Here is a 15,427-nt window from a genome sequence, read left to right as displayed (position 1 = left end):
GAAGGCCGGCGGGGGTTCGCGTTGCCGTGGGTCAGCGTTTGGCTTGGACAACCAGCGCGCGGAGGACCTCCGTGCATGGCCAACCCTGAACCCGCCTTCACTCCCCTGGCCGAATCGGAGTGCACGACAATCCTCCGAACAGACCTGCCGATTGATATGAAAACACGCAAACAATCCGACCCTGATCCAATCCGCCAAGCGGAACTGATCCTGAAACTCTACGATCTCCGCAGGGAAACCGTGATGCGGGAAGCCCGGTCCTATATTGGAGGAAGGTTCCTTCCTCAATCTACCGACGAGCTCTTCGAGATTGTGTCGGCCGGCACGAAGGAAAGCGCTTTTGTGCTTCAGGTGTATGGCTATTGGGATATGGTGGCGGCCTTCGTCGCAAGCGGCGCACTCAATTCTCAACTCGTTTACGACACCTGCCAGGAGATGTACTTTCAATACGCAAAGATTCAGCCCTTCCTGGGGGGGCTTCGCAGAAAGATGAATCTGCCGGAGTTTCTCATCAGCGTCGAGCGGCTCATCGAGGGCTCCGATGCCGGACGCCTGCGCCTGAAGGTGATGAAGAAGAACCTGTCTGTGATGGTGAGTGCCCGCGTCAAGCCCTGACCCTCTCGACAATTGGCGGCTGGCACCAGGCTGACTTGGTGGAGGATCACCTTGATTCTTCCGCGAGCCGGCATCGTCCGGAACAGCCGTTAGGGCGCGGCGCCCCATGAACGGCAAAGGTCAGGCGGTTACGTGAGCTCGTCAACCAGATAGCTGATAAGTTTCGCTGCCCCAGCGCCCCTTCTCTAATGAAACGCCTGAACTTGATCGAGGAGACCCCCTTTATGCGGCTCTACCACTCCCCCAGACTCGGCTCTGTGCTGGGTCTAGCAATCGCTGTCGCCACTTCCGTGGCAACGCCTGCGGTGTACGCAGCTGACTATGCCATGGAGCGCAGCTACCAGCCGGCGCCGCAGACTATCCTGAATCGGGACGGCGGACCGTGGGCCCACCTCGACCTGATGACCATGAGCGTCGAGCAGCTGCAAAGCCACATCCAGTCGTACACCGTGGACGGCCAGCCTTTCAACGTCGGTCCGATGCGCCTGATCCACACCTACATCTGCCTGAACCCGGTAGGCATCGATTACAACTCCTGCAGTGCCACGAATCCCAACCCCAAACCGATCTCCGCCGAAGACGTTCAGAAGATCGATGACGCGTTGGCCAAGGCCGTGCAAGCCCGCGTCAAAATCGTTCTGCGTTTCGCCTACAACCACGGCCCCGGCGACGACGCACCGCTCGACGTGATCCTCCAGGATATTCAGAGCCTGGCGCCTCTGGTTCAGAAGTACAAGCCCATCATCTATGCGATGAACCAGGGCTTCATCGGCTTCTGGGGAGAAGGTCACGACTCCACTTACGGCAACAACACCCAATCCAACATGCAGCAGATTATGCAGGCTGAGCAGCGCGCCTTTGGGGATGCAACGTTCATGCTGAACAGGCAGCCTGCCAACATCCTCAGTTGGGAACTAGGCTCGACCCCTTACTGGGGCATTCACGACGATCACTACGCAACGGGCGACGATGCTGGTACCTGGATCTCGCATCCCTGGGACAACGGGAAGTGGACAGCGGACGAACTCAAAAGCTTCGCGGCGCAGCGCAGTGACATTATCCCCTTCAGCGGCGAAGTCGGCGGTCTGGATCCGGCCACACAGAATTGCGCGGCCTTCGATGCCTACTCGACCAGGCTGCATCTGAACATGATTAACATCGGTTTCCACATGGACTTTCTGAGCTCACAGTCCTGCTATCCGAGCCTCATGAACAAAGTTGGCCCGGCCATCTCGCTGGTGCGTGCCTCTTTGGACCGGCCCTTCCTGCAGGGCAGCACGAGCACACTCACCCTGGCTTTCCGGAACACCGGATATTCCAGGCTGTTCAGCGCCAAGCCTATGTACTTTGTCCTCGTCGACGCAGATGGCAACGCTGTGGACTCGTCGATATTCACGCCAGTTCCAATCTCCTACGACCTGCGTCAGTTGGCGGCCCTGAATGGGCAGGGGTCCACATCCGTGGAGATTGCAATGCCCCGGACGGTGCACTCGGGCTCCCGCTATCAGGGGGCACTCTGGATTCCAGACGCCGACGAACAACTGGCCCGCATGCCTGAGTACAACTACCTACTCAACAATGTCGGCGTGCCCAACCCGCGGACGGGGCTCAACATTCTCTTCCCGATGAACTTCTAGCCGCCGATTGCCTCTCCTGGAGTTCGCGGCGCCGGACAGGCAATCTGCACCGCAGGCGCCCCTGGGCGGACTGGGCTGCGTTCGGCCCGTCTGTCGCCATCTCCCAGCACGGCTCGCGATTATGACATTGGGATCCGGACAGAGAATCCGTATCTCAGCTGATCAATTCCGCGCCACCACTGCCCCCTGTTTCGGTATGGGATCAAGCTCGAAGTGGGCTCTTTGGACCTTTTTGCTAGCTGTGCCGGCCATTGGGCAAACCGTCTGCACGAAAGGCCCAGTGCCAATCGGTCAGGGAGAGTCTCTGGAAGTCACCGGAGCCTGCACCGTCGCCGCCGGCACCTACCGCTACGGGAACGTCAATATCCACAGCGGTGGATCCTTGACGTTCACCGACGCCGTGACCGACTTCTGGGCTTCGGCGATCCTCGTCGAGAAAGGCAGTTCTCTCGTGGCCGGCAGCTCCGCCCATCCCGTCGGCCAGGCCGGCGGCCGGCTCACGATCCACCTCTACGGCCCCGATCAGGGCACCTCCGGCGCCGGCATCCGCTGCAAAACGGATGACCATTGCGGAGTCGACGACGACACCTGGAACTCGGCGGGCAGCCGCAAGGTGTCTCTGCCCGGAGGCGTCACCGATTACTTCTATCCGTATGAGCCGATGATGTACGACAAGGGCGACCCGGCGGGCTACTTCGGGTACAAAGTGTTGGCTGTCTCCTATGGCGGCACGCTGGCTCTCCATGGGGCGAAGGGCAGCCTCCTGGGCGATGCCGCGGATTCGGACTCCGGCTCCAGTTGGGCGCGCCTGAACCAGACAACGACGGCCGGTGTCAACCAACTGGTGCTCGATCGAAGCGTCGACTGGCAGGCCGGGGATCAGTTAGTCGTGACCACAACGGACTACCTGCCCGGCCACTCCGAACAGGTAACCATCGACAGCATCGCGAGCAACGGATCGGGCACCGTGATCACCCTCCGCGAGAATCTCCGCTATCCGCACAACGGCCAGAGGCTGGATCTCAGCAACCTGCCAGCCGGCATCGGGCCGGAGAGCCGGCAGGCCGAGACGCGCGCCGCGGTGGCACTGCTTTCCCGCAGCATTCGCATCGTCTCGGCTGGCGATGCCCTGGACGAGGAATTCCCGGCGGAGTCCAGCGGATATTACTTCGGGGGCCACACTGTCATCCGCCAGGGAGCCGAGTCGGTGCACATCCAGGGCGTGGAGTTCTATCAGTTGGGGCAGGGAGGCCGCATGGGGCACTATCCCGTTCATTTCCATCTTGCGCGGCGCGTCCCCCAGGACACTCTGATCGCCGACTGCTCAATCCATGATTCGATGACTCGCTGGATCACGCTGCACGCCACACAGGGCGTTACGCTCCGCCGGAACGTCGGGTACAAATCGATCGGCCACGGCTTCTATCTCGAGGAAGGCACCGAGATTGACAACGGATTCTTCTCGAACATCGGCATCCTGGCTCGCGGAGCGGTGGACAACCCGCAGAACCCTCGCAAGGTGCCAGGGATTCTGGCTGCCCCCTTCCCGCCTTTCGACGAGAAGCAGGAAGACGTGCCGTACCATTCAGACATCGATCACCCGGCGGTGTTCTGGATCACCAACGCGTACAACGATTTCGCCTACAACATGGCGGCCGGCGCGGGTACCTGCGGCGCCTGCTACTGGCTGGTGCCGATGGCCAACAGCGGCGTATCCCGCGGCCAGACCTGGGAATCCTACGCCAATATGCAGCAGGGCCCGGACCGGGCCTCGATGACCCCGCTGAAACGCTTTGAAGGCAACTACTGCTCCACCGCCATGACCTCGTTCCAGACGATCGGCAACTCAACCCCCTGCGCCGGGGTCGCCAATTCCGATCCGAATGCCAACAGTCCGCAACTGAAGGCGGTGCCCAATCCCTATCCCGTGGAAGATCCGGACATGTACTATCCGAAGGTCGATGGGGGCGGCGGCCGCTTTGCGACGTTCTGCCTGGAAGGAGAGGACTGCGACAAGGTGCCCAAGTGCGCTTCCGGATCCACCGATCATTGCACGGCCACGGTCCTGGATCGCTACACCACGTCGTTCAACTGGGCGGAAACGAACTACTCCGCCGTATGGTTGCGTCCGCAGTGGTACCTGATGGTGAACAGTGTCATCAGCGACGTGCAGAATGGAGGTCTCACGTTTGTCACGGGCGGAGGATACACCAAAGCCGACGTCGTGGACGGGCATTGGGCGCTGGTGAAGAACACCGCTTTCATTGGGCAGGCACAGGATCCGTCCATCAACCCTTATGCGTCGAACGCGGGTCCCATCAATCCGAATACCCCTTTGCGCTGTGCAACGCAGGTGAACAGTTCCTCCATGGTGGGCAACTTCTGCCTGCTGCCCGAGGAAGGCATCAGCTTTCCGATGAGCAACTTTGGCATCAACCAGCGGATGTTCAATATATACGATGGTCCCGCCTATCAGGAATCGAACGCGTATCTGCGCATCCCGGCCACGACGCTGGAAGACTGCCAGGCACATGCGACCCCAGGCATCTGCGACGCAAGCCGCTATCTCTACGCCCGCATGATGGCGGTGCCCAAGACGCCACAGGGTGAATGCTATCTGCCCAACGCGGCGATCGGCTGGAAGCAGCCGAATGGCTTCTACTACCCGCCCGCGTTCCACTCGTCGAATCTCTTCTTTGAGGATGTCGATATCCGGCACTATCTCATCCGCCCTGCCTTTACCGCGGACGGCCTGTATCAGACCGACTCGACCGAGGCTGCCCGGCGCTACTGCAACTGGAACCCCGCCATGTTCACCGGCTTCACCGATGTGGACCGGCAGACCGAGTTGAGCGATGATGACGGCTCGCTGACCGGGCTGGTAAATACCGTGTCGGTGAACCAGGACCCGTTCTTTCAAGGCCCGCTCGCGACGCCTCAATGCGCCTCCGACGTAGCGGCCAACCTTCCGCCCGGCACGGCGACCACAAGCCCCTATGAGTACGTAACCACGGCGATCATTCCGGAATGCGGCCTGGACTGCGTGGATTGGTCGCCTGACTGTACGGGCCCGGCCTGTTCCGGAGTGCCTCTTTATCGCCAGTACATCCTGCCGTCGGAGACTGCGGCTCCGCGCATCCGAATGAGCGGTCAGGCGACGGCCCAGCGCAGTTCACTGACCGTGAACCATGGACTTTACTACGTCGACACCACCCAAAGCAGCGACCAGCAGCATACTCTCGGCGCCACCCAGTTTTCCACCTTCCAACCCGGGCAGACCTACTACACGATGTTGTTGTTTGCGAAATCATCCACTGTGCAGACCTACCAATACTACGTGGGCCCCGGCTTCCAGCCGGCCACCGGTGTGTTCATGGCCCGGGCGGACACCACGGCTGCACCGGTGAAGTTCACCCGCGGTGACAACTGGCCCGGCACCTGGCCCCAACCGCAGCACGACGCCGCGACGGGGTTACTGACGGTGACCGTGGATATGAGCTTCCGCGAGTTCCACGACAACTATACAGCGGCCTCAAAAGCAAAGTGCGCCCCGGCCGGATTCTGCCGCTGGGACGGCGCCGCCAATCAGTGTTCCAGCGCGCTCGATCCCATGAGTACCTTGTACGCGGAAAGCGCCTCAGTCTGTGCCCGCTGGACGGCCAGGGATATCGACTGTCCGGAGGGCGGTTGCTACGCCATTGGCATTACGCTGCCCGCGGGCTTTACGACGGGCCTCAAACCCGGAATGCCGCCGGCCCCGGTTCATTTCCCGGCCACCGAGCCCTGGACTACGCCTTTTCAGCCCGCCACCGAAGCCATCGCCGGGAAGCAATGCTACTACCCGAGCGTTCCACAAGCGAGTTTGCCCATCCTCAGACCCCCCAAGAATCGACCCGTAAGACCCTAGTCGATTCGGTTGCCGGCTTGTGGGTGCGGATTCAAGAGACCGAAGTGAGAGAGACCTCGCTCGAACCTGCCGTGAGTTTCCGGTGAAGTGACAAGTTATAAACTGCAGACTGGCAGATCAACTCTGAGTTGCCACAAACACGTCACAAAAGAGGGAAAAGACTAGTGCGGATGCAGTTTGGGCGACCGTAACCTATTGATAACAGGTTCAACCGGTCGCCCAAAAAACGCGTCGTCGACGCGCGAACTAGTGCGTTACGCCAACTGGCACTGGCTGTAACTCATTGAAAATGGTGCGGTCGAGAGGACTTGAACCTCCACGAGATTGCTCCCGCTAGCACCTCAGGCTATTCAATCCACTCGATCCGACGCAGTTTCATGCGTTTAGGTGCCGTATGAGGGTGCCATCGAGCGGGATTGAGCGGCATGGTTGGCACAAATACGTCACACGGGGTTGGTCAGAACGGCGAACGGGCCTCTTATCCGTACTGCCTCAGGGTGACTAGCCGTGCCATCGCGGTCATCCGGTTGTACCCATCTTCACAGCTCACCAGGTAATGGGCATCCTGGTCTGCAGCGGGCCGGTTCCCTGATCCGAGAAACACTCCCAGGCCTTGATGTTTCGAAGCAGAAGCTTCGCAGGGCCGAGGCCATTGAGTTAGTCCGCGCCAACCGCGAAGCCGAGCGCCAGAATGTCGGATTCTCCTCCCGGCCCTTTGTCCTGTGCGGCCTGCCGCTCAAGCGGCCCACGCCGGGATGTCTGCTTCATGAGCGCAGAAACGGGCAATTCGTGCTTCAGGTAACGGGGCATCCGTGCTACGGGCTGCCATGGGGACAGGGCCGCCTTCTCCCTATCTTCCAGGCCACGGTGGCGATCAGACAGCAATCGCCGCGGATAACATTCAGCAGCGCCGCTGAGATGTTGGATGCCTTTGGGCTTCAACAGGGTGGATCTCAATACCGCCGGCTGGTCGCGTCCTTTCAGCGGATTTTTGGTGCCACAATCTTCTTCGGCACAGACACACAACTCGATCGCACTGCTGTCGTCCATAGCGCTCGGTTCAGTTTCATGTCCGAAGCGCGAATCTGGTACTCCCAGAGCACCCTTGAACGGCTTCTGCCGGGTGACTGCCAGAACATGATCCTTTTGAGCGATGAGTTCTATCGAGAAATCCTCAACCATCCAATTCCCACCGACCTGGAAGCTGCCAAAGCACTTTCGTCCTCTCCGGCCGCTCTGGATCTTTTCATGTGGCTCTCCTACCGTTGCTTCACGGCGCGTGGGCAAGAGCGGATTCCGCTATTCGGCCCGTTCGGCTTGGTGAGTCAACTCGGAAGTGTCGAATATGCGCGGCCACGCAAGTTCCGCGAGAAGTTGGAAGGTTGGCTCGGGATTGTTCGAGCGATTTGGCCAACCTGCCCGGCTTGTATCGACAAAGAGGGAACCAGTCTGCTGGTCGGCCGGGCCTTCGCCGTAGTCCCGTCGGAGGTGAGTCAAGTCTCGACACGCACAACATGAGATGGCGGACCGATTCGAACATGCGTGCGTGTTGTCCAGACTGCGTCCAACCGCGGCCGCTCTCGACTGGCAGCCTGGAATCAGGGTCGATAGCGCTGAGAGATGTGACTCCCAAGTAGACCACTGCCGATTCGGTCCCGGAACCCGACTCGTCGATTCGAACGCTTGCGGATCTCTGTCCGCTGCTCCTGGAACTCAATTAGGCTTCTGGTTACACACTCCAAACCGCTTCACCCGATAGTCTGGTCGCTTTGCATTGGGCGTGAAACTCGCGCGACACCCTCAGTACTGCTTCCCGGGGTTGTGAAGCGCGCGTATGTCAGCGTGCCAAGCCGACTAGATTCAAATCGACTCAGAGTTGCGAGTTGAAGACGGGATCCGCCGTGGAAATCTCAGACGACTTCGTTCACGTGGCAGCACCTACAAGTGCCTTACTCTCATACGTAGCCCAATCGAATTTGCAGGGAGATGCTGCCGCTTCCAGCCGCAATGTTCAACACTGAAGCTATCGGACCGTACTGACTGATCATCGCCGACGAAGCCGGACTTGCGGATCACAGCCATCTCCACCTGTCGCGCCTTCGCAGGGTCAGGCTTCAGCGGTCACAGGATTGCTGAGCGAACCCAGTCCGTGGACCGTCACCACGGCTTCATCGCCGGGCTTGAGCCAGCGCGGTGGCTGGCGGGCACAACCCACGCCGGCCGGCGTACCTGTGGAGATGATGTCTCCGGGCTCCAAAGCGACGACGCTGGAGATGTACTCGATGAGTTGCGGGATTTTGAAGATGAGATTCCTGGTGTTGGAGGACTGTAGGAGCTCCCCGTTGATCTCCATGCGGATGTCGAGCTGATGAGGATCTTCAATTTCGTCGGCGGTGGTAAGCCACGGTCCCGTGGGGGCGAAGGTATCGAAGGTCTTGCCCATCAGCCATTGCGACGTGGCCATCTGGAAATCGCGGGCACTTACATCATTGACACATAGGTAGCCGTAGACATGGCGGCGCCATTCGTCAGCCGCAATGCGGCGGCCACCCGTTCCGATGACGAAGGCGAGTTCGGCTTCATAGTCGGGTTTGGTTGAGTTCCTGGGTAGAACGATGGGCGCTCCGGGACCAATGATGCAGTAGGAGAATTTGCTAAAGATGGTGGGCACGCCGGGAATCTCCAGCTTGGATTCCATGGCGTGATCCAGGTAGTTCAGGCCCACGCAGATGAACTTCGGCGGACGTGGGAGAGGCGCCAGCAAGGTGACCCGGTCTATTGGTTCGCCGGCACTGGCGGGCAGTGACCGCAAATAGGCGTCGATGGCCGCGCGGGCTTCCACCCCACCCGCGATCACACCAAGCGTATCGGCAAAGCCCGCGGGTTGCAGATTGAACACCAGTTCGCCGGCCAGCACGCCAGGCCCCGCGGAATCGCTCTGGGTGAGGTAAGTGACAAGACGCATGGATTCTCCTTATGAATGAGCGAGGGCCGGTCCTCCAGGCGATTCGTTACGGGCAACCAGGCGTGGTCGCCGTTCGGATCGCGTGGAAAGACCGGCCCGGGTTCGCGGTCTAGAAGCTGTACTTGAGCGCGAACTGGATCAGGCGCGGTTCGCCGGCAGTGCTGATGCGCATGAAGGCGGGGGAACTCAGGTTGCCGTTAGGCTGGCCGAAGTTGGTGTGATTGAAAAGGTTGAACAGTTCAGCGCGGAATTGAAGCCGGTGCTGTTCCGTGATGGCAATGTTCTTGATGATGCCAAGGTCGACTGTGACCGCGCGGGGTCCGGTGAGGACGTTGCGGCCGAAGTTGCCGAAGGTTCCCTCCGAATTGAAGGAGAAGGCGCTCTTGGCGTAGTACTCCTGCAGAGTGGCCCCCTGTGACCGCGAAGGCAGATAGGGATCGCCGGTCAGATTGGGACGGTCGAAGCCCGCGCCGGTCATGGAGAAGTCGCGGCCGGTGACCACCGTGAAGGGTGCTCCGCTTTGAGCGCTGAAGATCCCGGAAGTCTGCCAGCCGTTGAGCGTCCTCTTCACCAGGGACGGGCCCTTGCTGAACGCCGGCAGTTCATAGACCCACGAGAGGCGGTAGACGTGGCGGCGGTCGAAGTCGGAGGAGCCGCGTTCGGGCTTCGTGTTCTCCGGGTTCTGGAAGAGAGCCGACCCAGCGGCGATGGTGCTCCAATAGTCGATCGAATGCGACCAGGTATAGGCCGATAGCAAGGTGAGACCTTTCGAAGCCTGCCACCGGATGGTGGACTGGAACGAGTGGAAGCCGGCATTGCTGGCCGATTCCTGCCAGACGATGGCCTGGAATACGCCGGGCTCGAGGCGGCGGCGACTGTCGACGTTGGCAAAGGTGGACTGCCCCGGGATGTAGATGGCGCTATTGATATTGCGCGTCTGGTTCAGATTGCGGCTCAGCTTGCCCACATAGCCGGCTTCCACCATAAGTGCCCGCGTGACCTGCTGCTGTACGTTGAAGGTCATGTTCATGATGCGCGGCATGCGATAGTTGGGGTCCCAACCATAAGCGGCGCTAGGCAGGTAGGGCTGGAAGAAATCCGGATTCGAGGTGATGTTCTGAGTGGTCAGCTTGGGGAACGGCGTAAGGCCGCTGTAGGGATTCGAGAGTGGACCGGCAGGTTGCGGCGATGTCTGGATGACCACGAACGGCAGATTCTGGCCTTCCTGCGCGGCGATGTCGACATAGAGCGCGTTGCTGAAGAAGCCGATGCTGGAGCGGACGCTGGTCTTGCCGTTGCCGAACGGATCCCACGCCAGGCCGACCCGGGGTTGAAATTGCATCTTGTCCAGGGGAATCAGCCCATTGGGCAGTCCGCCGGGGAACTCCGGAGTCTTGTCTCCAGGGAACACAAGGCCGCGGGGCGCCAGTGGGAGCACGGTGGACTGTACACCCTGGCGGTAAGTGGCTCCGCCATTGATGCCTAGACCGCCGTGCGTGTTCCAGCCGATCTCGGTGTCTTCCTGCGCTCGAAACTCCTCGAACGGATAGAGCAGTTCGTAGCGGAGGCCGAGATTGAGCGTGAGGCGCGGCGCGATCTTCCAGTCGTCCTGCACAAAGAAGCTGCGCGTCCAGGAGCGATAGCCGGGGTGATTCACATAGCGTACGCGAGTCAGATCACCCATCCGGCCCAGCAGGAAGTCGGCCGTCGCGTTGCCGGTGACGTTGCCGTTAAAGGTGAAGGCGCCGGTATTGAATACATTGGCGTCTAGGTAGTGGCTGCGCTTGTAGAAGTCAATGCCAGCGCTGAGACTGTGTTTGCCGGCCTGCACGCGAATGGTGTCGCTCACCTGCCAGTTCTCGCCGCCTTCCCGCCAGGGCCCGCCGACGTAGGCGCCGAGAGAGAAGCGGCCCGAGACGGGGATATACGGCGGATTGATGTTGGCTCCCTTGAAGTTGTCGTTCTCCACCCCGGCGTAGTCCCAGTTCTGGATGCCCATGGCCGCCGGGTTCACCGCATTCTGCGGCGTTTTCAACTCCTGCTGACCGGAAAACCCGACGCGCAGGTCGTTGAAGATGGTCGGCGTGAAGGTATGGGTGTGGCCGACGGACAGTACGTATACACGCTGGGACTGATCGAGGCGGCCGATGCCGGTATATGGGCCGTAGAAGAAGGGATCGTCTGGACGGGTGCGGTCAAACAAGCCGCTGACGTAGACCTGATCAGTGGGTGACAGGTTGAAATCGAACTTGCCGCTGTACTGGTTGACATCGACTTTGCGGGCGCCGGTGGTGATGAGCAGGCCGCTGGCCGGCGCGACCGGTATTACCTTGTCCAAAAGGTAACGGCTGGTGGGGTCGAAGCGGCTCTCCGGAATGATGTACTGGCCGCTGCCGTCGCGCGGAAAGGCGGATTTGGTCAGCGGGTCAATCACGGGGGTAGCACTGCTGATCAACCCGCTGCGCTCCGCGCTGGTGAGCGGGAAGGAGGAGGCCAAAGCCTGGTTGCGAATCCGGATGCCTTGGTACGAGCCGAAGGCGAAGATTTTGTTCTTGATGATGGGCGCGCCGCCGCTGACGCCGAACTGATTCTGGCGCAGGATGGGGACGGTGGAAGCGAAGTAATTGCGCGCGTTCAGCTTGTCGTTGCGTAGGAATTCGAACAGCGAGGCGTGTAGTTGATTGGTGCCGGATCGCGTGACGGCCGTGAAGACGGCGCCGGAGAACATCCCGTACTCGGCGCTGATGGGGTTGGTGATGAGTTTGAACTCCTGCAGCGCGTCAGGATTGGGGTAGTTCAACCCTGAGTTGGAATAGCTGCCGGCGAAGCGCATGCCGTTGAGTTGAAAGTCCATCTCGTTCGCTCGAGAGCCGTTCACGTTGGCGAAGCTGCCGTTACGATTGCCGCTGTCGAGCGTGGTGCGCGTGGAGATGTTGGTTACGCCCGTCACCAAGCCGGCCAGCTGCAGCGGATTGCGGCCATTCAGTGGCAGTTCCGTAATGCGTTTCTGTTCCACGACGTCGCCGCGCTGCGCGGAGTAAGTGTCCACCAGCGGGGGCGCGCCGGAAACTTCAACCGTTTCCGCCACCTGGCCCAGGCTCATCTGGGCATCGACCCGCAGGTTCTGGTTCAACTGAAGCACGATGCCTGTTTGGGTTTGCTGCTTGAACCCATGGGCCTCCACGGTGACCGTATATTTGGCGCCAATGGGAAGGAGCTGGATCAGGTACGAGCCATCGACTGTGGTCTCAGCGGTGCGCTTGAAGCCGGTGTCTGTATTGACGGCGGTGACCTGGGCGCCCACGATGGCGGCTCCGGACTGATCTGATACGTTTCCTAAGATCGTCCCAACATTTGCTTGGGGGAGAAGGGGGGCTGGTAGCAGTAGCGCGAGCGCCACGATTGCGAGATGGGCTTTCGTCATACTTACCTCAATTACCACTATTGTCTTTTGGTCAGACCACTATACTAATCATTCATGCGACTGTCAATAGGCGGTTACGTCTCCGTTCAGCGCGGCTACTGGATGGTGTATCCGCCGTCGACCACCAGCACATGCCCCGTGACCAGACTGGCGGCGTCGGAGGCCAGGAACACGCACGGGCCGATGAGTTCCTCCGTCCGGCCCAGACGGCCTAGGGGGATACTGGAGATCCACTTGGCCATCAGGCGTTCGGGGTCGAACTGAGGATTCTGGAGGACTGCACGCAACTGTGGTGTATCCACCTGGCACGGTGCGACGGCGTTGACGCGGACCCCGCTGGCGGCCCATTCCAACGCCAGTTCCCGGGTGAGCCCGTTGACGCCCGCCTTCATCGCGGCGTAGGCGGCCGTACCGCGGCCGAGGGCGACCAGGGAAGCCACGGAGGAGATGTTGATAATACTACCGGATCCTTGAGGAATCATGACTTTACCGGCAGCCTGGCAAAACAGAAAGGTGCCGCGCAGGTAAGTATCATGCATATGTTCCCAGTCGCTGACGTCAAACTCCAGGGACGGCTTCAAGATGCCATTCCCGGCGAGATTCACGACCACGTCGAGGCGTCCCCACTGCTGAACCGTGGATTGGACGGCCTGTTCACCGGCCTCGGGCGTCGACACATCCAGTACGATGGCCGAGGCAGTGCCGCCGGCCTCCTTGACGGCACGGACGGTCTGCTCCGCTTTGGCGGCATCGAGGTCGACACAGGACACCTTGGCGCCGTGCGCAGACATTCCCAAGGCCAACGATCGCCCGATGGCGCCGCCTGCGCCGGTGATGATGACGGTTTTGCCATCGAGGCGGAAGAGATGGGTGAACTGTTCAGCGGGAACCAAGGTCTGACCTCCAGAACTATTATTGGAATACTGGTACAACCATTTATAGGAGTATGTCACCGAAACCGGCGGTTCGTCAATCTTTTCATTACATTCCAGCGAAAATCGGGACTGGATTTGGTCTATTGGCTTGACCTAGTCAGGAATGAGGATCTAACATAGGGCTCGTGATGGAAGCGGCAAACAAAGAGCCTCGCAGGAACCGACCAAGCCAGAAGGTGTCGCGCGCGGCCAGGAGCCTGGAACCGATTGCCGCGGCCATGGGTTCGGTGCGCCGCGAAGGACTGACGGAGCAACTGGTTGAGAAGCTGGAGAAGCTGATTCTGGAGGGCGTGCTCCAGCCGGGGGACCGCCTGCCGCCGGAGCGGGATCTCTCCGAGATCCTGAGTGTCTCTCGGGCTTCTTTGCGCGGGGCGCTGAAGGCACTGCAGGTGATGGGTGTGCTGGAGGTCCGGCAGGGATCCGGCAATTATCTCAGCGTGGAGGCGAAGCGGATCCTGGAGCAACCGGCGCGGACTCTGGTGCCTCTGCCATTTCTCTCCCAGGCTGAGTTGTTCGAAGTGCGGCGCGCGATGGAGGGAGAATCGGCCTTTGGCGCCGCCACGCGGGCCACCGACTCCGACCTGCAGAAGATCCGTCATGAGTTTGCGCGGATGTCGGCCTGCACGGGTGATGCGATCGCCTTCGGCAAACACGACCAGGCGTTCCACCTGTCGATTGCCCGCGCGTCGGGGAACCGATATTTTGTGTGGTTTCTCGCGCTGGCCAACAAGGTCCTGTATGACGCGCTGCTGAAACGCCCGACGAAGCGCGATCTGAGCGTGTCGCTGGTGGAGCACCAGCACATCCTGGAAGCGATTGAGCAGCGTGACGCCGAAGCGGCCCAGAATGCCATGCTGGCGCACGTGTCGTTGAACAAATATTACCTCTTCGATGATGCGGCCGTGACTCAACTCAGTTTCCTCGCATACGAATCCGATGGGAAGGCGGCCGATTTGGTGGACGCGGGAGTGCGCACAACGCCCTAAGGGCGGGCCGGTGCGTTCAGCAGCGGGACGGCTTTGCCCTGCAGGCAGTCCCGGACAAACCCGGCCGGGATGGAGCGCAACTGATAGTCCGCTGTGCGGGAAAACCAGGCGGCGTGCGGCGTGAGGATGACGTTGGGCATTTGGCGGAACTGATGCTCGGCGGGCAATGGCTCGGTCTCAAAAACGTCCAATGCCGCGCCGGCCAGCCGTTCAGTCCGCAGGGCGTCGGCCAGGGCGGACTCATCCACCAACGGGCCGCGTGAACAATTGATGAGGTAGCTGGATGGCTTCATAAACTTGAGTGTTTCCTGGCGGATCATGTGCCGTGTAGACGAGGTGAGGGGCGCATGAAGGGAAACGTAGTCGGATTCGGCCAGCAGGTCTTCCCAGGTCCGGCACTCGGAATCATCACCGGTCGAGGCCACGGCCGGATCGTAGACCAGGACGCGCTGGACGAGCGGGCGAACCAGCGCGGCGAGGCGGCGTCCGATGCGGCCATAGCCGGCGATGCCCACGGTTTGAGAACTCAGGCGGGGCATGGGTTTCATGGTGACCATGGGGTCCCAGACTCCGCGCCGCACATCATGGGTCAGCGGCATGAGCTGGCGGTGACAGGCCAGCAGCAGGGCCAGGGCGTGGGTCGCCACCTCGTCGACGCAATACTCCGCATTGATGGCGACGCCTATGCCTGCCTCCGTGGCGGCATCGACGTCGACATTGTTATAGCCCGCCCCATAGCGAACGATGATCCGGCATCGGGCGAGGGCCCGGATCACGCGGTTGGTGATGGGCGCCCAACCCACCAGCAGGGCATCGGCGTCGCGGGCGGCGGCGATGACTTCTTCCTCCTGTGTACAGGTGAAACGCCGGACTTCCGCACCGATTTCGGCGAGAACCGACTGCTCAGTGGATATGTCGGACCAGGGACAATCGGTGATGACGACTTGATACGGCATGA

Annotated in this window: 9 protein-coding genes and 1 tRNA gene; 5 read left to right on the top strand and 5 right to left on the bottom strand. The window is 60.8% G+C overall.

The features are described 5' to 3' along the window. Positions 1 to 75 precede the first annotated feature (75 nt). From ACR9Y2_RS06015 to ACR9Y2_RS06005, 3 genes are all read left to right on the top strand, one after another. On the top strand, positions 76 to 615 hold the full coding sequence (locus ACR9Y2_RS06015; protein WP_435040148.1) for a DUF4760 domain-containing protein: 540 nt from the start codon (positions 76 to 78) through the stop codon (positions 613 to 615). A gap of 224 nt (positions 616 to 839) precedes the next feature. Beyond that, complete coding sequence (locus tag ACR9Y2_RS06010) at positions 840 to 2,252, top strand: DUF4874 domain-containing protein (protein WP_435040147.1); 1,413 nt, start codon at positions 840 to 842, stop codon at positions 2,250 to 2,252. A 280-nt stretch (positions 2,253 to 2,532) separates the two neighbouring features. Continuing rightward, positions 2,533 to 6,159 carry a hypothetical protein gene (locus ACR9Y2_RS06005; RefSeq protein WP_435040146.1) on the top strand — a complete coding sequence of 1,209 codons (3,627 nt, stop codon included), beginning with the start codon at positions 2,533 to 2,535 and terminating at the stop codon, positions 6,157 to 6,159. Positions 6,160 to 6,449: 290 nt separating this feature from the next. Here the strand turns inward: ACR9Y2_RS06005 and ACR9Y2_RS06000 are convergent. Then, positions 6,450 to 6,530: transfer RNA gene (locus ACR9Y2_RS06000), tRNA-Leu, on the bottom strand. A 547-nt stretch (positions 6,531 to 7,077) separates the two neighbouring features. On the opposite strand from ACR9Y2_RS06000, the gene ACR9Y2_RS05995 reads away from it, so the two are divergent. Further along, positions 7,078 to 7,677, top strand: a complete 600-nt coding sequence (locus ACR9Y2_RS05995; protein WP_435040145.1) for a replication protein RepA — start codon at positions 7,078 to 7,080, stop codon at positions 7,675 to 7,677. A gap of 589 nt (positions 7,678 to 8,266) precedes the next feature. Here the strand turns inward: ACR9Y2_RS05995 and ACR9Y2_RS05990 are convergent. The 3 genes from ACR9Y2_RS05990 to ACR9Y2_RS05980 all read right to left on the bottom strand — a co-directional run bounded on the left by ACR9Y2_RS05990 (position 8,267) and on the right by ACR9Y2_RS05980 (position 13,441). Continuing rightward, entirely contained in the window at positions 8,267 to 9,124 is an 858-nt protein-coding gene (locus tag ACR9Y2_RS05990; RefSeq protein ID WP_435040144.1) for a fumarylacetoacetate hydrolase family protein, read from the bottom strand. Positions 9,125 to 9,233: 109 nt separating this feature from the next. Next, positions 9,234 to 12,548 carry a TonB-dependent receptor domain-containing protein gene (locus ACR9Y2_RS05985; RefSeq protein ID WP_435040143.1) on the bottom strand — a complete coding sequence of 1,105 codons (3,315 nt, stop codon included), beginning with the start codon at positions 12,546 to 12,548 and terminating at the stop codon, positions 9,234 to 9,236. A gap of 95 nt (positions 12,549 to 12,643) precedes the next feature. Next, positions 12,644 to 13,441, bottom strand: coding sequence for an SDR family NAD(P)-dependent oxidoreductase (locus ACR9Y2_RS05980; protein WP_435040142.1), 798 nt, complete (start codon positions 13,439 to 13,441; stop codon positions 12,644 to 12,646). Positions 13,442 to 13,701: 260 nt separating this feature from the next. Here ACR9Y2_RS05980 and ACR9Y2_RS05975 point away from each other — a divergent pair, with 260 nt between their 5' ends. Next, the gene (locus ACR9Y2_RS05975; protein ID WP_435040141.1) at positions 13,702 to 14,469 is read left to right on the top strand and encodes a FadR/GntR family transcriptional regulator; all 768 of its coding nucleotides are present in this window, start codon (positions 13,702 to 13,704) and stop codon (positions 14,467 to 14,469) included. Here the strand turns inward: ACR9Y2_RS05975 and ACR9Y2_RS05970 are convergent. Continuing rightward, entirely contained in the window at positions 14,466 to 15,425 is a 960-nt protein-coding gene (locus ACR9Y2_RS05970) for a C-terminal binding protein (protein ID WP_435040140.1), read from the bottom strand. The two genes, ACR9Y2_RS05975 and ACR9Y2_RS05970, sit on opposite strands and share 4 nt — an antisense overlap. Positions 15,426 to 15,427: the final 2 nt, after the last annotated feature.

Origin of the sequence: Paludibaculum fermentans (assembly GCF_051172195.1) — a bacterium.
GTDB lineage: Bacteria > Acidobacteriota > Terriglobia > Bryobacterales > Bryobacteraceae > Paludibaculum > Paludibaculum fermentans_A.
The sequence above is the reverse complement of the archived record's forward strand: the minus strand, read 5'-3'. Positions and strand labels throughout refer to the sequence as shown.